Genomic DNA, 17,054 nt, shown 5'->3' with positions numbered 1-17,054 from the left:
CGACGGCGGCCACACGCGGGTCAGTCAGGCAGGCCGGCGACCGCGAAGTAGGTGGTGCAGGTGCCGCCCTCCGCGTCGTACCCCGTCGCGAGCTCCAGGAGCTCGTCCCGTTCGGGCATCGGCAGCAGGGACGAGCTGTAGTTGGGGCAGTAGTTGTTCCACGGCTCGAAGACCCGGACCGGCGCCGCCGCCGTCCGCCAGGGGGACTCCGGCGCCGCGTCGTTCGTCATGATCGTCGACCCGTTGCCCGGCAGCACGGTCCCGTCGGCCCCGTACAGCATCTGCCCGACGCCGAGCAGCCGCCCGTCGTCGGTGCCGTCGTCGTACCAGCTGATCGTCGGGGCGTGCCGGAAGTGGGTCCCGTCGGCGGTGCGCACCGGCCTGCCGAGGTTGGTGGCGGGGCCCCAGCTCACGGCGTCGGACGACCGCCGGGTCATGTGCCGGCAGTTCTGGCCGGGCCCGCAGATCTCGTAGCTCATCAGGTACGTGCCGCCGGGCAGCCTGCGGACCACCGGCATCCCGGGACGGAGCGCCGGGTCCTTCGCCGCGACGACGTTCTCCAGCGGGGACCAGGTCACGCCGTCGGGCGACGTGGTCTGCACGATCGTCTGGCTGTGGGTCGGCTGCTGGTTCTCGTCCGAGACGTAGAGCACCAGGTCGCCGCCGGGGGAGACGGCGAACTCCGGCTCCCACAGGCCCTTGACGCCGGCCGCGGTGGCCGCCGTGGACACGTGCTCCCAGGTGCGGCCCTGGTCCCGGCTGGCCCAGACCGGCAGTGTCATCCGGCGTGTCTCCGGGTCCGCCTCCTGGCCCACCGACGCGGACCAGAGCAGCGTGCCCGTGGCCAGGTCACCGACCCGGCGGGGCAGCTCGTACAGGGTCGAGCAGCACAGGCCCTCGGCCGCTCCGGGATCGGAGACCGTCCCGACCCGGGTGAACGTGCGGCCGTGGTCGGTGCTGGAGAAGATCGCGCCGTGCCCGGCGCCGTCGGCGAAGGTGACGGCACTGGCGACGATGGTGCCGTTGGCCGCGCCGGAGTGCTCCAGCCGGATCGCGCGCGGATAGAGGGCTGGGCCCTCCATGAGCCGGGTCCCGTTCTCCGCGCCGCCCGGTGGCGGAGCGGCGCCGCCCGTGGCGGTCGCCGGGACGACGGCGGTGGTGAGCGTGAGGGCGGCGAGCGCCAGGACCGTGAACACGCGTCGTGCAACAGACATGTCTGTCACCTCTCGGATCGGCTCTGATCTCGAACAGCGGTGGGCCGTCGTGGTGACGGGCGGCCGCCGCCACCGTAGTGACGGATCCACCCTTGAGTCAACGTTGCACCAAAGTATCGACGCGGGGCGGCGCCTACGCTTCTGCGCGTGACCGCTGCGCACCGGAGGAACCATCAGATCGCCGTGCTCGTGCTCGAGGGCGCCAAGCCGCTCGACGTCGGGATCCCCGCGCAGGTGTTCTCGAACCGGCCGAGCATGCCCTACGAGGTGCGGGTCTGCGGCGCCGCGCCCGGGCTGGTGACCGGCGGTGACGGCCTCTCGTACCACGTGGCCGAGGGGCTGGACGCCCTGGAGCGCGCCGACACCGTGTTCGTCCCCGGCTACCGGACACCGGCGGCCGCCGACCCGCCCGCCGTCGTCGTTGACGCGCTCAAGACCGCGCACGCCCGCGGAGCCCGGCTGGCCGCCATCTCGACCGGGGCGTTCGCCCTGGCCGCGACAGGGCTGCTCGACGGCAAGCGGGCGACCACCCACTGGCACTACACGAAGGCGCTCCGCGAGCGGCACCCGCTCGTGCAGGTCGACGAGAACGTGCTGTTCGTCGACGAGGGCGGGGTGCTCACCTCGGCGGGGGCGGCGTCCGGCATCGACCTGTGCCTGCACCTGGTGCGGCGCGACCACGGTGTGGGCCTGTCCAACCACGTGGCCCGTCGGCTGGTCGCCGCGCCGTATCGCAGCGGGGGACAGGCGCAGTACGTGCCGCGCAGCGTGCCCGAGCCGCTCGGTGACGTGTTCGCCGACACGCGCGCCTGGGCCCTGGAACATCTGGCCGAGCCGCTGACCCTCGACGCGCTCGCCCGCAACGCGCGGGTCTCCGCGCGCACGTTCTCCCGCCGGTTCGTCGAGGACACCGGGTACACGCCCATGCAGTGGGTCCTGCGGGCGCGTGTGGACCTGGCGCGGGAGCTCCTGGAGCGCAGCGACCTGAGCGTCGAGCAGATCGCGCACCGTGTGGGGCTGGGCACCGCGGCCAACCTGCGCCTGCACTTCCACCGGATCCTCGGCACGTCCCCGACGGAGTACCGGCACACGTTCTCGGCCTGAGGAGGCCTGTTGGTCGCTCGGCCAACGACGGGGGCAAGGTGTGGCGAGATCCTTGCGGGCAGTGGCGTTATGTATGGCGTGATCCTTGCGCACCATGGCGTTCCAGCCGCTTTCGACGATGTGTTCGCAGGCAGAGCATGGACGCATGACCCGCATAGCCATCAACGGATTCGGCCGCATCGGCCGCAACTCCCTCCGTGCCCTGCTCGAGCGTGGCAGCGACCTCGACGTGGTCGCGATCAACGACCTCACCGCGCCCGACGCGCTCGCTCACCTGCTCAAGTACGACAGCGCCCTCGGTCGCCTCGGCCGGGCCGTGGAGGTCGACGGTGACGAGCTCGTCGTGGACGGCCGCCGCATCAAGGTGCTCGGCGAGCGCGAGCCCGCCAAGCTGCCGTGGGCCGAGCTCGGCGTCGACATCGTGCTCGAGGCGACCGGCCGGTTCACCTCGGCCGACGCCGCCCGCGCACACCTCGACGCCGGAGCCCGCCGGGTGCTGGTCAGCGCACCCTCGGCCGGCGCCGACGTCACGCTCGCCTACGGCGTGAACACCGACACCTACGACCCCGCCCGGCACACGATCGTCTCGAACGCCTCGTGCACGACGAACGCGCTGGCTCCGCTGGCCTCCGTCCTGGACGACCTGGCCGGCATCGAGCACGGCTTCATGACCACCGTGCACGCCTACACCCAGGAGCAGAACCTGCAGGACGGTCCGCACCGCGACCTGCGCAGGGCTCGCGCCGCCGCCGTCAACATCGCGCCGACCACCACCGGTGCGGCCAAGGCGATCGGCCTGGTCCTGCCGAACCTGAACGGCAAGCTGTCGGGCGACTCGATCCGCGTGCCCGTCCCGGTGGGCTCGCTGGTGGAGCTCAACACGACGGTGTCCCGCGAGGTCACGCGCGACGACGTGCTCGCGGCCTACCGGGCAGCCGCAGAAGGCCCGCTCCAGGGCATCCTCGACTACTCCGACGAGCCGCTGGTCTCCAGCGACATCACCGGCGAGCCGGCGTCGGCGATCTTCGACGCCGCGCTGGTCCGCGTCGAGGGCAAGCACGTCAAGGTGGTGGCCTGGTACGACAACGAGTGGGGCTTCTCCAACCGCGTGATCGACACGCTGGAGCTGCTCGCCCGCGACTGAGCCGCGGCTCCGGGGCGCTCCGGGGAGACAGGTACTCCTGGGGCTGTGTTGCCGCGGGTAGACATCGTCTACTGTCGGCAACACAGCCCGATCGCGTGGTGTCTCCCCGTGCAGGTCAGGGCGAGGCGGATGCGGCGACGGCCTCGACCCACCGCTTCTGCCGCCGTGTCTCCACCGCGCGCGGCCGGTAGTGCGCGCGGACCCACGTCACGACGCCGTCGACGGTGTCCCACTGGTTCATCTCCTCAGCCTAGGGACCGCGCACCGATGAGTACTGCGGTTCTCCGCAGTCGGACGGTCAGGGAGAACCGGAGGGAGAGAACACATGAGCAAGGTCTTCACACACATGACGATGTCGCTGGACGGGTTCATCGCGGACCCGGACGACGGCATCGAGGACATCTTCGACTGGTACGACGCCGGGGACGTGAGCGTGCCCAGCGCCAACGAGGGTGTCTCTCTCAACGTCGACGAGGCGAGCGCGGCAGTACTGCGGGACCTGATCGAGAGCGCGGGAGCCCTCGTCTCGGGCCGGCGCCTGTTCGACATCACCGACGGGTGGGGCGACAGCCATCCGATGGGCGTCCCGGTCGTCGTGGTCACCCATCGGCCGCCCGAGGACGCGGACCGGTGGCCGCGGACGACCTTCGTGGGCGACGTCGGCACAGCGATCGAGCGTGCCAAGGAGATAGCGGGCGACAAGGACGTCACCGTCGCGAGCGCGAGCGTGGCCCAGCAGGCGCTCACGCTCGGGCTGGTGGACGAGGTGTGCGTCAGCCTCGCGCCCGTGCTGCTCGGCGCGGGGATCCCGTACTTCGCGAATCTCGACGGCCGGCACCTGCTGGAGGACCCGACGGTCGTGCAGGGACGTCGGGCGGTGCACCTGAGGTATCCGGTGCGGCGCTGAACCTGGCAAGGCACGGCCGATCGCTGGTCGAGCGGCGGAGCCGCTCGACCAGCGACGAAGGACCTAGAAGGTCCAGCGCTGCGCCTCCGCGCCGGAGCAGGCACGGATCTCGAGCCGCTGACCGTCGCGCAGGGGAGCACCCCCGGCCGCCGTCAGGCACTTGCCGGACTGAGGGTTCACGAGCGCGCGGCTGGCTGACTGGTACGTCCAGTTCTGCGCCGCGGTCCCGTTGCACGTCCACAGCTGCACGACGGCACCGTCGGCGGTGCTGCCACCCGACACGTCCATGCACTTGCCCAGCGCGCGCAGCGTCGACCCGGATCGTGCCCAGGTCTGGGCGGCGTTACCGCTGCAGTTCACGATCTGCAGCGGGTTGCCGTCTGCCGAGTCGGCCCACGGGACGTCCACGCACATGCTGTTGGCAGCACGCAGCGGTCCGGTGCCCTGCGGGAGAGTGCCGGCGCCGCCGTCGCCCCCGCCGCCGTCGGACCCCGCGATGGGCGTGGCCGCACCCTGGAACGGGTCGAGCTGGATGTAGGCGGCCGACGGGTTGCCGTCGTGCACGAGCGACTCCTGCGCCAGGACGTCGTCGAACGCGAAGCCGTAGGCCTTGCCGTTCGCCATCTGCTGGTGGATGTACTTGGAGTAGTAGTCCGTCACGGACTCCTGGTAGAAGCCCGAGGTGCTGGTGCCGGGCTGCGTGGTGGTGGTCAGCAGGGTCGAGCGGTGGAATCCGGCGCACAGTGTGCGAGCGATGGCGCCGATGTCGTTGTTCGGTGCCTCCAGGTCCTTGTAGCAGCCGAAGACGGAGTCGCTCGACGGCTTGCGGAACTCCGTGACGTAGGCGCCCGAGGCGTTGGTGAACCGCATGACGCCGTTCACCACGCGGCCCGTGAACCGGGCGGCCGGGTCGTACGAGTACGGCGCGACGGTGAGGGGCTCGTTGGTGTACTTGGCCCACACCCGGTCGATGTAGCCGGCCAGGATGTTCGCGTCGATCTGCCCGGTCCCGATCGCGTGACCGGGAGCCAGGACGCGCAGCAGGGAGCCGTCGGGCGCACGCTGGGCCAGGTTGCTCCAGCCGGGCGTGCCGGCGAGTGCGTTCACGACGTTCTGGTAGCCGTCCGGCTTCAGCATGCCGGTGCTGATCACGGTGCCGTCGCCCTTGCGCAGGCCCGTCTGGTACGGGGCGGAGAGGAAGTCGACCTGGGTGCTGTTGATCCAGAGGCCGTCGTTGTTGAGCGTGAACTCGGTCCAGGCGAACAGCTTGTTGCGGTTCGGGTCGCTCGGGTTCTGCACTGCGGGCTGGACGAGGCGGCCGTCGTTCACGACCTTGAACGAGAGCTTGCTGCCGTAGGAGAAGTAGACGCGACCCGACATCTTGGGCAGCTGGATGGTCTTCGACTGCCCGTCCGCCGGGCCGGCGATCGAGGCGTCGGGTGCGTCGACCGGAGTCCCGCCCACGGTGGGCCAGGGGTGGAACGTGCCGGCCGCGTCCGACCAGCCGAGCCGGCCGGTGTGCGGGTCGCCGAGGACGTAGATGAAGACCTGGTCACCGCGGCCGGAGTCGTTGGTGATGGTCAGGGGGATCGTGGCGGGGACCGCGGTGGCGGGCGTGGGCTGGGTGACGACGAGTGCGGTCGCGGTGATGGCGAGCGCGCCGAACGCGGCGATCGCGTTCACCAGCCTGCGCAGTCTGGGCCTTCGGGTACGTGATCGTGCTGATGACATGGGAGGTCTCCTCGTTCCGGTGGTACGCCGTTGTACTTACTGGACTGTCAGCAAAACGGATATTAGTGAGGATTCCTGACTATGTCACTAGTCGAGCGCGATCTCGTGAGTCGGCGGGGCGGGCGCCCGCCCCGCTCGAACTCGTTCAGTGGCCGGCGCCCAGCTCGACCAGGAGGACGCCGGCCGCGATCATGAGGATCCCCGCGGCCATGATCTTCGTGAAGGGCTCCTCGAACAGGTACTTGCTCGCGATCGCGGTGAGCGCGACGCCGGAGGCTGCCCAGATCCCGTAGGCCACACCGATGCCCATCCCGAGGTTGAGGACCAGGGTGAGAGCGGTGAACGCCGTCAGGTACCCGGCCACGACGACGACGTACCAGCGTTTGCGACCTTCGAGCGCGGCCTTCAGCGACAGCGCGGCCGACACCTCCGTGACGATGGCGACGGCCAGGAACACCCAGGCCATCAGGCGTTCACCTCCTGGCGCTCGCGGGCGGCGGCTCGCTGGGACCCGAGCTCGATCGTGACGACGCCGCCCATGATCAGTGCGATGCCGACGCCCATGAGGGGGGTCAGCGGTTCGCCGAAGAGGGCGGCCCCGAAGACTGCCGTGAGCGCCACCCCGAGTGCACCCCAGATGCCGTAGGCGACACCCAGCGCCATCCCTTCGCGCAACGTCAGAGCCAGGAAGGCGAAGGCGGCCAGGAAGCCGGCGACGACCAAGGCGTACCAGGCGGGCTGGTCGATCGCGGCCTTGAGCGAGAGCGAGCCGGTGACTTCGCTGCCGATCGCTCCGGCGAGCAGCAGCCATGGTTTGAGGTTCATTCGATGCCTTCCAGGAGGTTCAGGGCGAGATCGCGCAGCTGCTCGCGCGATTCGCCCTCGGGCGGGAACGCGCAGAGCGCCTCGGCGAACCAGGTGCCCTCGGCGATGAGTCGGACGGCGACGAGCCGCGCCTGCACGCCCGGTGGCAGGTCGTCCGGTACCCCGAGCCAGGGGCGCATGCGCTCGACCCAGCGGGTGGTGAGCTGCTCGCGCAGCCGGGGGTCGGCGAACATGACGAGGTCGCTCTGATCGACGTCGCAGTCCAGCGCCCAGTCGAGGTAGGCGCGGATGCGGACGCCGGGCGCGACCGTCTCGACCGGCCCGGGCAGACGCGCGGCCAGGTCCAGCTCCCAGTCGTCGACCACGCGGTCGAGCAGGGCGACCATCAGGGCTTCCTTGGTGGGGAAGTGGTACATCACGCCCGGTTTGGTCAGCCCTGCCTTCCGTGCGGCCGATTCCAGGGAGACCGTGGAGCCGTCCTGGAGCATGGCCAGGGCGCCGTCGAGGATCTGGGTCTTCGAGCTCATGAGGCTACTTTACCAACCGGAAGGTTGGTAGTTGCAAGAGGTGATTGGGTTCTGGCTGGTGTCTCGCGCGCGTGAGGTGGTCACCCGCTCCGTCCCCCCGGCTGGCCCCCGCGAGATGGTCGGGGCAAGCACGCAGGAGCGGTGATCTCGTCCTGACCGACGCGCCGCGCCAGAGATCACCGCTCCCGTACTTCAGCCAGACTCGCCCGGCATCGACGCCAGGGTTACCAACTGCTCTCAGCTACCTACGATCTGGGTCAGACCGGGCTCAGCAGAAGGGGCCGTAGACGTCGTCACTGTCGACGATGTAGCTGCCGCCTCGGTTCTTCATGTCCAGACCGAATGCGACGCAACGGTCAGACGAGGAAACGGTGACCGTGAGAGGTCCTGCATACTCGTAGAAGTGTCCGTAGTCCTCATCGAGAAGGTCCACCGTGGTCCGGCCGAGCGTTTCGTAGACCTTGAGATTCATCCACGTCTGCGTGCCGTTCAGTACTCCGTACTTGAGCGAGCGAACGCAGTATCGGGTATTGCTCAACTTGTAGATCCCGGTGTGGGCGACGACGTTGCCCGTCACGCTGCTGCGGTGCGTGATCGTGTCGATTCGCGTACCCCCACACGTGCTAGCAGCTGTGGCTGAGTTCGGCGCCACGATGAGTGCGCCGACCACGAGCGCAAACGTCAGCAGTGCTCGGGTGAGTTTCTGAACCATGAGTGCCTCCTGTATTCACGTGGGGACCTGACCGCTCAGGCGCTGGCAGACGAGCGCTGCTTCGCCTGGTCGCGGACGGCGGCGCCCATTGCGGCGCCGGAGACCGCCGCCAGAACGCGTCGGCCTGCCCCGTTGCTTCGTAGGACCGCAGTAAACGCCGGCCGCGCGGACGCAGCTTGCAGGAACCTGCAAGCCCCTCGGGGTCTCGTCCGTCTCCGCAGCCCACCGAGGCGATCCCAACGAGCCCGTCCAGCGCCCCAGCGATTCGCGCATCGGCACCCTGACCGGCCGCGAGCGTGGCCGCCGTCGTGCGCAGGTCGGGCAACCGCAGATCCGGCCGACCGATCGCTTTACGAGCCGTGTTCCACGCCTCCCAGAACGTCGACTGCGACCATCCCGAAACCACGCTTCTCTGTCATGGCACACCAGTCCACCGGTGCCAGACATGCAAAAAGCCCTCTGGCCTGCGTTTCCGCTGGCCAGAGGGCCTTTCGTCACGGTGGGCGATACTGGGATCGAACCAGTGACCTCTTCGGTGTGAAGACATCCCCGGCTGTGTAGGGAGGTCCCAAAGCGTTGAGAAACCGTCCCAGTTAGTCCAGCGGAGTCCTGCCGTGGCTCACCCCGTAGTCCCCCAGTTGGTCCCCCGGCGGACGGTCAACCGCCGACGCGGCACCGAGCCGAACCATCCGAACGCGCCGGGCCGTTGCCGCATGCGGCTTCGGCCAGGGCGGCTGGCCCTGTTCGAGGAGCTGGTCGCAAGTCCGTTCTTGGAGTGCCACAGTCGTGAGCCTCCCAGTGGCTGTCGGTGAGGCTCTATAGCCTGCCGTTGTGAGCGAGGACGAGAACGTGGAAGACCCTTCCGACGACGACGAGACGAGCGACTCATCGGACGAGCCGCAGGAGCCCGTGGAGGCCGAGGCTCGCGAGCTGACCTCCGAGGAGCCGAAGCGGGTGCGACGGCCTTCGGGGCGGACTTGGGATGCCATCTACCCCAAGGTTGGTCGCGATGTTGCCGACATCATCGGCAAGGGCAAGATCTTGGAGAACTACTTCAACGTCCCGGACCTCGGCCGCTTCAACTTTCTCGACTCGGCCGCCAAACCGTGGCTAAGCACCCTGCCCTCTCAGTCGTTGCTTGGCAAGGTTGTGGGCGACTTCATGCGGCCCGTCGTGGAGCCAAGCTGGATGAAGAGCATCGCGTTTCTCAACAGTGACGCCTACAAGTTGGCAGGCCTTGGGCAGTCGACCCTGACGAAGTTCAGTTCGGTCCTCTTCAAGCACGCGGACTTCGGGTGGAACACCAACGCTGCCGCGCTATTCGCCGAAAAGCAGCTCTCTTGGCTCAAGGACATCGCGCCGACCTTCGACTTTCTGGCGCGCCTCTATCCCGCGAACTTGCGAGGCATCGAGGATCTGGACTTCGAGGAGGTCGAGGCGGTCGTCATGCTCGACGGGATCGCTCTTTACGGCGTTCCCCGGCGGGAGATCGCCGAGAAGCTCATCCGTGCGGGCAGCAGTGCTGCACGGCGCGAGGTTCTTGGTCGCAGGTGGAAGGCAATCTCCGCAGATTGTCGGGTTGCCGTCGAGAGCTGCACCTCCGCCTCTCCCATGGTGGCCCCCTACCTAGCCTTCGCGCTGGCCTCCCTTGATGCCCTTGACGCAGGTCACCCCAAAGCGGCACAGGCAATGGCCGCCGCTGTGCTCGACACGGCGGTCAACGGCTACTTCGGCAAGCAGCGGTACGACCTGACTCCGAACAGGAAGAGGACGAGGACCAACGATGAGTACCAGGACTTCGAGGTCCGGAAGTTCATCGCCACGGCTCCCTTGTGGCAGGCCTACCAGAATTATTGGGCCGAAGACGGAGACCCCATACCGACCACTTTCAGCCGGCATGCTTCGGTGCATGGGGTGAGTGCCAAGCAGTATTCACGGCGCAACGCTGTGCAGGCGGTGCTCTTCGTGAGCAGCTTCCTCCTGTTCCTTGACGAGGAAGCTCGCAGGAACAAGGGGCGGGCCCTAGCCGCCTGAATCGTGGGGACGCACCCCGACGGCGACCAGGCCGATCGATGTCACGTGCAGCGGCTCTGATGGGTCTTGAACGAGGTGCACTCCTGGCACACGTACGTCTTCTCGGGCCGGGTGTCGTGGACCCTGAACCAGCGGCATTGGCCGGCGCATTGCTCGCTGTTGCAGGTCCAGCGTTCGAGCTTCCCTGGGTTCTTGACCATGCTTCAGAGTCCCTCCGGAGCGGCGTGCACGCACCCTGTGAACACAGAACCCCAGCCACCTCGGGGCTACGGTTCTGAGCTCTCATGTTTGCTACCGGATCGCGGCCGACACCTCGGCACGGCCTCGCCCGCGAAAGCGGGCCATGCATTGCGCCCCTCGGACTCGGTCGTGGCGGCTGGACCGTGGATCAGGTGTGGGTCCGGCACATCGACCGCAAGGGCAGGGAGGGCTGCGCCTGGGTGTCGTCGATGTGTCGTAAGCGGTGGTGAGCGGGCCGAGGTTCAGTAGTCCGATATGGACTCGGACCCAATCTATTGATCCGACGGCACTCGGCTCCGGTAGCCGTGCGGGACGGTGCTTTCGACGTGGGGTTGCCAGAATCGACTGAAAGGGCTTCCACCGCCGGATGGAAGCCCTTCAGTGTCGATGCGTCGCGGGCACTGGCGGTGCCCGATGAAGCGACGCTAGCCCAACTGGCCCTCCACCCACTTCATCGCTGCATCGAACGCGACTTTCTCGATGCGCTGCATGTTCCGGATGAAGAAGGACTTCACTACCTGTCGGGCACGAACGCGGTCTGGGGGAGGTGCGCCTCGATCGGCCAATTCGCGCGCTGCCACTTGAACGTCGTCGGCTCCCGCTCCTCCGATAGATCGTATTAGTGCGAGCACCTGCTCTGGTGGGGCCCCTACTGTGACCGGGCCGGCCAGATTCTGTGCGACAACCCCTTGCACCTGACCGAAGACCTGCTGGTTCTCAATGATCACAACTGGCGAGGTCGGAGTACGGGAGCTGAGTTCTGAGCGGAAGAGGCTCTGTTGCTCGATAGCGGGTTCGGTCGGCACCAGGTGGTCGATGAGTTCAGTCAACCTCGCCGTGGGCAGGCTCGTTTCGTCGCTCACCTCGCTTTCGAACTCCTGGCGAATCTGGAGAATTCGCCTTTCGCGTTCGTGACGGGTGTCGAGAAGGATCCGGCGCGCATCACGTCTGAATCGAGCAGTTAACTCGTCGGCCCGCTGCTCGCTGAGGCCGGCGGCGCGTAGCGTGCGAATGGCGGCGTCGCGGTCGTCAACATGGGCGAGGAACTGTGAGAACTGCTCCAGGTTCTCTGCCCATGCGCTAGGCGACACTCCTTTTTCTCCGAAGAACTCGATGACACGGCCGTTCGGTGTTCGGTAGCCATCTTGGCGGACTGTCTTGCCAGCTACGGAGCCGAGCCAGTCGTGGAATAGTTGAAGCAGCCGTGCGACCTCGTCCTCGTAAATTCGACCAGCAGGAATGTAGCACCTGAACAGAAGGTTGCTCGTTAGGTCGTCGATGAACGACGCTGCGAGGACCGAGGCTTCAGCATTTCGCTTGTATGTGGTGATTTCCAGCCCGTGCTTGTCAAGCAGGTGGTGAACTTTTTCGCGAAGGTCGTCGGCTACTTCGCCGAATGCGTCAGTAATCAGGTGGCCCTCCCAATACCTGTACTTGAGAATGTCCCGCTCTTCGGCCTGACGCTCGTCTTCATCGACGTGCATTAGATAGCCCACCACTTCTTCGTGTACGAGAATGAGGTGCGGCTTTTCTGCGAGTTGCCTAAACATCTCCTCGGCGATTGTGTAGTAATCGTCGTCGCAGATCATTTTGTAAGTGAGCTTTGTGAGCTTTACGATCGACGCGCTCACGCGATCATCGGCAATGATGTCTGTGGTTTTCTGCCAGTTCTCGGGTGTGGTGGAATTGAGAACTTTATGGATGTACCGCGCGCCCATCGTTGAGATTCTGGTTTTCACCGACTCGGTAAGAACGCTTCCAACGCCAAGATAATGGCTAGATCCGGCTGTGGCACCGGCCGCGGTGTCAGGCTCTTCTTCGGTCCCAAGGCTCATGAGGGAAGTTTGGCCTGTTGGAGGCGGCGCCACCACGCCTTCGTGCAATTGGGCCGAGGATTCACCCAGCACGGCGAACGGAGACGGCCCCACTCAGGAGGGTGGGGCCGTCTCCGTTCGAAGGTGGAGCGCTGCCCTAAGCGACCGTCGCCCGATGTGCCAGCTCTTGTAGGTCTACGGGGGTGCGACGGCTGATCTGCATGAGGTCACGGATCGCTTGTCGGGCGAGCGGGTGCGCGCGGATCTGCTCTGGCGCTAGCTCCTCTGCTTCGAGGAGCGCGGCAACCGCCTCGCCCACCTGTCGACGCTGTGTGTAGGCCCTCGCCTTATCGAGGAGCAGCCGACTACGTCGCTCCGCCGAGAGCTCGCTTGTGTCGATCTGCTCTGCCAGGTCCAAGGCCATCCCCGCATCGCCCAGATCGACCGACGCGGTGACGGCGTGAATCTCCACGTTCGCCGGGCCGAACTCGGTCCCGAAGTCGCTTCGGCCTGGACCAACGTCCCCGGCGACGGCACGGGCCTGGTCGAGCCACCTGTGTGTGGCGGTCCTGTCTCCCTCCCGTGAACTGATGACAGCTCGGACGAGCTGCAACGCACCGTAGAGCGACTTGCCCTCCGTGCTCAGTGAACCGTCGTCGAGCTTCGGTTGAAGCGCCCGGATCGCTTCGGACGCGGCGTATTCGGCCTGCTCCGGCCGCTGGACCCGCAGAAACGTGTGGGCCAGACGAAACGTGCCGGCCACCACCTCCAGGGGCTGTCCAGACCGCCCGGCGGCGGCGATGGCTCGGTCGGACGCCACCCACGCCGCGTCCGCCTCGTCCTGCCGCGCCAGCACGGCGGCGGTGACTTGGTAGACCTGGGCAAGAACCTCGTGCTCGGCATCCGTCGCGGCACTCCGCCGAACACGCCGTTCGAGCATCGGGATGAGCGTGACGAGCTCCTCCCCAATCTCACTGAACGCCGAGGCGTGGGCCAGCTCCCACAGCCGGTCAACGTGCTCACGCAACTCGTCGATTGGCCGCTCATCGGCCGGTGCCGAGTCCTCCAGCAAAGTTGCTATCCCCGGGTAGCCGGTCAGCGCCAGGCGGATGCTATCTAGGTCGCTGCCTGGTTCGGCCGGGCCGTCCTCGGGTGGCTCGGCGGCATCCGAACGCAGGTCCAGCACAGAGACCTCAAGGGCGTCCGCCAACGTCTGGAGCGTGGACAGCCGGTCTACCGGCAGAACCCCACGTTCGACCTGAGACACCCAGGACTCGGACCGGCCAAGTTCGGCGCCGAGGTCCTTTTGCGAGAGCTTGCGCTCCTTACGCAGAGCTGCGACGCGTGCTCCGAAGATCTTCTGGTCACTCACCCTGTGCGTACCCCTTTCCGTCGACGGCGGTGAGCCAGTCGACCTCGACGTCTTCGACCAGGGTCTCACGGCCCGCAAGGAACTTGCGGGTGTGCGGCTGGCGCTCGTGCTCGTCGAACGCGGCCCGGTCACGGTAGAGCTCGTAGAAGATCCGCTGGTCCGGCCGTCCTTCGACGAGGTGGTTCACGTAGACCAGCGTGCCGGGCTCTGAGGCCCGGATTCCAGCCAGTGTCTCGGCCACGAGCGCGTCGAACGCCTCTGCGGCACCTTCCTTCAGTGTGAAGCGGACCGAAAGTCCGAACTGCCCAGTCATGTGCACTCCTGTCTCAGAACCACTGTTGGTAGCAACATCCTACCGGTCGCAGAAAAAATGTGTCCTGCTGTTGACACGCAGAAAAACTGCGGGTTAGGTTCGACCCACACCAGCCGGACCGACCATCGGTCCGGCCTGAGGCACCAAGGGGTCGAGCAATGACGCAGAGGGCTGAAGATCTGGCAGCCGCAAGGCGACTGCTCCTCGCGCTGTCTGAGGGCCTGGTCGATGAGGGCCGGGCGACGGCACGGATGCACGCCGAGGTCGCAGTGATGCGCAAGCGAGTTCGCAAGGTCCACAACGCCGCCGTCGCCGCCGAGGGCGACAGCACCGTTACGGGGGAGAACCGATGAGCACCTACACCGCACTTGCTGCGTTCGACGACGACGAGCCCACGTTCACCGAGCTCGCCGCGATCGTCGCGGAGGAGCCCGTCATCGCGGCCGAGGTCGCCGTGGTGGACGCAGAGTGCCGCCTCGCTGCCTCGCCCGACCAGGTCGCCGTCAAGGCGCACCGTCGGGCCGTGGTGGCGCTCAATCGAGTGCTCCGCACGGCGGTCGAGACGAGCACCAACCGCGCCACGTCCACGGCCCCGGCGTTCACCGCCGGTAGCCCGCTCTCGACGGCCCGCCGGGTCGTCATCCGTCCCGCCACCCGCACCGCCTGACACGAGGAGCCCGCCATGATTTCCGTTTCGCTGCTGGTCGTTCTGCTCATCGCCGCGTGGATCGCGGTCCAGTACGGCAAGGCCAAGGTCGGCACCCTGATCCTCGGCATCTGCCTGGGCCTGGCCATGGCCAACACGTCGTTCGGCGCCTGGGGCCTAGACGCCCTGGACGCCCTGCTCAACTCCGCGTTCTCCGGCGCCAACGACATGGTGGAGGGCTGACCATGACCACCCCTAACGAGCACATGCCCGGCACCCCGGATGACGGGCTGCCCAATGACGACGAGCTGGCCGCGCTGGTCTACGGCGCTGCTGACGTCGAGGCCCAGCCGGGCACGGCGCTGGTCCAGGCCGACGCCACCGAGGACGAGGACAACGCTCTGACGGGCGAGATCCTCGACTCCCCGACCGAGCCTGAGGCCAAGCCCGCCGCGCCTGCCGGTGAGGTCATCAAGCACCGCCCGACCGACCGCCGCGAGGTCCTGCCGGACTGGCTGCGCTCTCCTGAGGCGTTCCGGGCCACCGCCCGGTGGGCCGTGGGCTACAGCTCGCACGTCTGCGCGTACCACGCGGTCCGTCTGCCGCTGTACGCGCTGCGGCTGGCCGCCCGCGCCCCGATCGGTGCGGGCCGGATCACCTCGACCGTGTGGCGCTGGGCCGCCGACGTGGACAACATCGAGACCCGGCGTGCGCTGCTGGCCTCGACCAAGGGCGACCCGAACGCGTACCTCAAGGTCCGCAACGACGCCCGGGCCGTGGCCCGCCGTCGCGGTGGCCTGGCCGTGTTCGGCCTGGCCGCCGCGAGCGGTGGCGCTGCCGCCGTCGCGACCCTGGCCGACCCGGTCTGGCAGGGCGCGAGCGTCGCCGTGGCGCTGGGCGTGCTGGGCATCTTCGGCCGCAACCGTGAGGCCAACATCGCGGGCAACGCGACGGCGTCGGCGAAGATCCCGCCGCTGACCGGTGACCTCATCAAGGATGCCTTGATCGCGCTGCGCCTCGGGTCGGTCAACTCCGGTGTGCGGCAGGACGAGAAGGCCATCCGGTTCCTGTCGATCGTTCGTGACGGTGCCGGGTTCCGTGCCGACATCGACCTTCCCCCGGGCGCTACGGCGTCGGAGGTCATGGAGAAGCGTTCCCAGCTCGCGTCTGGTCTGCGTCGCCCGCTGGGCTGCGTGTGGCCCTCCGGTGACCCGGACGTTCATGAGGGCCGCCTGATCCTGTACGTGGGGGACCGGTCGCTGTCCCAGTCCGAGCCGCAGCCGTTCCCGCTGGCCAAGCGCGGCGTCGTGGACATCTTCGAGCCCATCCCCGTGGGCGTGGACCAGCGCGGCCGCAAGGTCGAGACGACGCTCATCTTCGCGTCCGGTGTCATCGGTGCCATCCCGCGCATGGGCAAGACGTTCACGCTGCGTCTGCTGCTGCTCGCCGGTGCCCTGGACCCGCGCGTCGAGATGCACGTGCACGACCTGCGCGGCGGCGCCGACCTGGCCCCGCTGGAGAAGGTCGCGCACTACTACCGCTCCGGCGACGACCCCGAGGACATGGCCGCCCTGGTGGCCGACGCCCGGGCCATGCGCGTGGAGATGATGCGCCGCTACAAGGTCGTACGCGAAACCCTCAAGGGTGACCCGCGTTGCCCCGAGGGCAAGGTCACCAACGAGCTGGCCTCGGACCGCTCCCTGGGCCTGCACCCGATCCTGGCCGCGTACGACGAGACCCAGGTCATGTTCGAGCACCCGCAGTACGGCAAGGAGCTGCGCGAGATCTTCGAGGACCTGGTCCGCCGTGGCCCGGCCGCGGGGATCATGGTGTGGCTCGCCACCCAGCGCCCCGACGACAAGTCCATCCCCGTGGGCATCTCCGCGAACGCCGTCCTGCGGTTCTGCCTGAAGGTCATGGGCTGGCGCGAGAACAACATGGTCCTCGGTGACGGCATGTACGCCGCCGGGTACTCGGCCACCACGTTCTCGCGCAAGGACCTCGGTGTCGCGTACATGGTCGGTGAGGGCGACGACCCCGTCATCGTGCGCACCTACTACGTGGACGGCCCCGGCGCCGAGACCGTGGCCGACCGCGCCCGTGCGATCCGGGAGGCCAAGGGCCTCCTGACGGGCATGGCCGCCGGGGACGAGCCCGCCGACACCGACCACTCCACGATCCTGGACCACCTCATGGACGTGTGGCCCGCCGAGGACCCCGAGTGGCCCACCGGCAAGGTCTGGTCCGACGAGCTCGCCGCCCGCCTGGCCGCGTCCAAGCCCGCCCTCTACGAGGGCTGGGACGCCGCCCAGGTCAACGCCGCCGCCAAGCGCCACGGCGTCGCCGCCAAGAACGTCAAGCGCGGCAACGGCGTCCGCAAGGGCCTCGTCCGGGACGACGTCGTCGCCGTCCTGTCGGACGACCTGCCCGACTTCACCACCCTCACGCCCGACGAGACCAAGGAGGACTGA

Annotated in this window: 18 protein-coding genes; 8 read left to right on the top strand and 10 right to left on the bottom strand. The window is 67.9% G+C overall.

Going from position 1 to position 17,054, the window contains the following annotated elements:
• Positions 1 to 20: 20 nt before the first annotated feature.
• Positions 21 to 1,214, bottom strand: coding sequence for a sialidase family protein (locus LUU90_RS00650; protein ID WP_275001256.1), 1,194 nt, complete (start codon positions 1,212 to 1,214; stop codon positions 21 to 23).
• A 147-nt stretch (positions 1,215 to 1,361) separates the two neighbouring features.
• On the opposite strand from LUU90_RS00650, the gene LUU90_RS00645 reads away from it, so the two are divergent.
• Positions 1,362 to 2,318 (top strand): GlxA family transcriptional regulator, encoded by a 957-nt coding sequence (locus LUU90_RS00645; RefSeq protein ID WP_275001255.1) that lies wholly within the window; start codon positions 1,362 to 1,364, stop codon positions 2,316 to 2,318.
• A 145-nt stretch (positions 2,319 to 2,463) separates the two neighbouring features.
• On the top strand, positions 2,464 to 3,462 hold the full coding sequence (gene gap / locus LUU90_RS00640; RefSeq protein WP_275001254.1) for a type I glyceraldehyde-3-phosphate dehydrogenase: 999 nt from the start codon (positions 2,464 to 2,466) through the stop codon (positions 3,460 to 3,462).
• A gap of 115 nt (positions 3,463 to 3,577) precedes the next feature.
• On the opposite strand, the gene LUU90_RS00635 is transcribed toward gap, so the two are convergent.
• Positions 3,578 to 3,703 carry a hypothetical protein gene (locus tag LUU90_RS00635; RefSeq protein ID WP_275001253.1) on the bottom strand — a complete coding sequence of 42 codons (126 nt, stop codon included), beginning with the start codon at positions 3,701 to 3,703 and terminating at the stop codon, positions 3,578 to 3,580.
• 84 nt (positions 3,704 to 3,787) lie between these two features.
• On the opposite strand from LUU90_RS00635, the gene LUU90_RS00630 reads away from it, so the two are divergent.
• Positions 3,788 to 4,369, top strand: a complete 582-nt coding sequence (locus tag LUU90_RS00630; protein ID WP_275001252.1) for a dihydrofolate reductase family protein — start codon at positions 3,788 to 3,790, stop codon at positions 4,367 to 4,369.
• 63 nt (positions 4,370 to 4,432) lie between these two features.
• Here LUU90_RS00630 and LUU90_RS00625 read toward each other — a convergent pair whose 3' ends face one another.
• From LUU90_RS00625 to LUU90_RS00605, 5 genes are all read right to left on the bottom strand, one after another.
• Positions 4,433 to 6,100, bottom strand: coding sequence for a beta-1,3-glucanase family protein (locus LUU90_RS00625; protein ID WP_275001251.1), 1,668 nt, complete (start codon positions 6,098 to 6,100; stop codon positions 4,433 to 4,435).
• Between the two features lie 145 nt (positions 6,101 to 6,245).
• Positions 6,246 to 6,566 carry a DMT family transporter gene (locus tag LUU90_RS00620; RefSeq protein ID WP_275001250.1) on the bottom strand — a complete coding sequence of 107 codons (321 nt, stop codon included), beginning with the start codon at positions 6,564 to 6,566 and terminating at the stop codon, positions 6,246 to 6,248.
• On the bottom strand, positions 6,566 to 6,925 hold the full coding sequence (locus tag LUU90_RS00615) for a DMT family transporter (protein ID WP_275001249.1): 360 nt from the start codon (positions 6,923 to 6,925) through the stop codon (positions 6,566 to 6,568). Before LUU90_RS00615 ends, LUU90_RS00620 begins: the two co-directional genes overlap by 1 nt.
• Positions 6,922 to 7,452: a TetR/AcrR family transcriptional regulator gene (locus LUU90_RS00610; protein WP_275001248.1), complete on the bottom strand. Its 531-nt coding sequence runs from the start codon at positions 7,450 to 7,452 to the stop codon at positions 6,922 to 6,924. Before LUU90_RS00610 ends, LUU90_RS00615 begins: the two co-directional genes overlap by 4 nt.
• Before the next feature lie 268 nt (positions 7,453 to 7,720).
• A complete protein-coding gene (locus tag LUU90_RS00605) occupies positions 7,721 to 8,164 on the bottom strand; it encodes a hypothetical protein (RefSeq protein WP_275001247.1) in 444 nt (147 codons plus the stop codon).
• An 831-nt stretch (positions 8,165 to 8,995) separates the two neighbouring features.
• Between LUU90_RS00605 and LUU90_RS00600 the strand changes: the two genes are divergently transcribed.
• The gene (locus tag LUU90_RS00600; RefSeq protein WP_275001246.1) at positions 8,996 to 10,198 is read left to right on the top strand and encodes a hypothetical protein; all 1,203 of its coding nucleotides are present in this window, start codon (positions 8,996 to 8,998) and stop codon (positions 10,196 to 10,198) included.
• Between the two features lie 665 nt (positions 10,199 to 10,863).
• On the opposite strand, the gene LUU90_RS00595 is transcribed toward LUU90_RS00600, so the two are convergent.
• The 3 genes from LUU90_RS00595 to LUU90_RS00585 form a co-directional block, all read right to left on the bottom strand.
• On the bottom strand, positions 10,864 to 12,273 hold the full coding sequence (locus tag LUU90_RS00595; protein ID WP_275001245.1) for a hypothetical protein: 1,410 nt from the start codon (positions 12,271 to 12,273) through the stop codon (positions 10,864 to 10,866).
• 136 nt (positions 12,274 to 12,409) lie between these two features.
• On the bottom strand, positions 12,410 to 13,624 hold the full coding sequence (locus LUU90_RS00590; RefSeq protein WP_275001244.1) for a helix-turn-helix domain-containing protein: 1,215 nt from the start codon (positions 13,622 to 13,624) through the stop codon (positions 12,410 to 12,412).
• Entirely contained in the window at positions 13,617 to 13,937 is a 321-nt protein-coding gene (locus LUU90_RS00585; protein WP_275001243.1) for a putative quinol monooxygenase, read from the bottom strand. The genes LUU90_RS00590 and LUU90_RS00585 overlap by 8 nt, the downstream gene beginning before the upstream one ends.
• Positions 13,938 to 14,095: 158 nt before the next feature.
• On the opposite strand from LUU90_RS00585, the gene LUU90_RS00580 reads away from it, so the two are divergent.
• The 4 genes from LUU90_RS00580 to LUU90_RS00565 are packed head-to-tail and all read left to right on the top strand — an operon-like array spanning position 14,096 to position 17,054.
• Positions 14,096 to 14,290 (top strand): hypothetical protein, encoded by a 195-nt coding sequence (locus tag LUU90_RS00580; protein ID WP_275001242.1) that lies wholly within the window; start codon positions 14,096 to 14,098, stop codon positions 14,288 to 14,290.
• Positions 14,287 to 14,604 (top strand): DUF6284 family protein, encoded by a 318-nt coding sequence (locus tag LUU90_RS00575; protein ID WP_275001241.1) that lies wholly within the window; start codon positions 14,287 to 14,289, stop codon positions 14,602 to 14,604. Before LUU90_RS00580 ends, LUU90_RS00575 begins: the two co-directional genes overlap by 4 nt.
• Positions 14,605 to 14,619: 15 nt before the next feature.
• Positions 14,620 to 14,826: a hypothetical protein gene (locus tag LUU90_RS00570; protein WP_132234841.1), complete on the top strand. Its 207-nt coding sequence runs from the start codon at positions 14,620 to 14,622 to the stop codon at positions 14,824 to 14,826.
• A gap of 2 nt (positions 14,827 to 14,828) precedes the next feature.
• A complete protein-coding gene (locus tag LUU90_RS00565) occupies positions 14,829 to 17,054 on the top strand; it encodes a hypothetical protein (RefSeq protein ID WP_275001240.1) in 2,226 nt (741 codons plus the stop codon).

This window comes from Promicromonospora iranensis (assembly GCF_028994775.1).
Lineage (GTDB): Bacteria > Actinomycetota > Actinomycetes > Actinomycetales > Cellulomonadaceae > Promicromonospora > Promicromonospora iranensis_A.
This window is presented reverse-complemented; position numbering and strand designations above follow the sequence as displayed.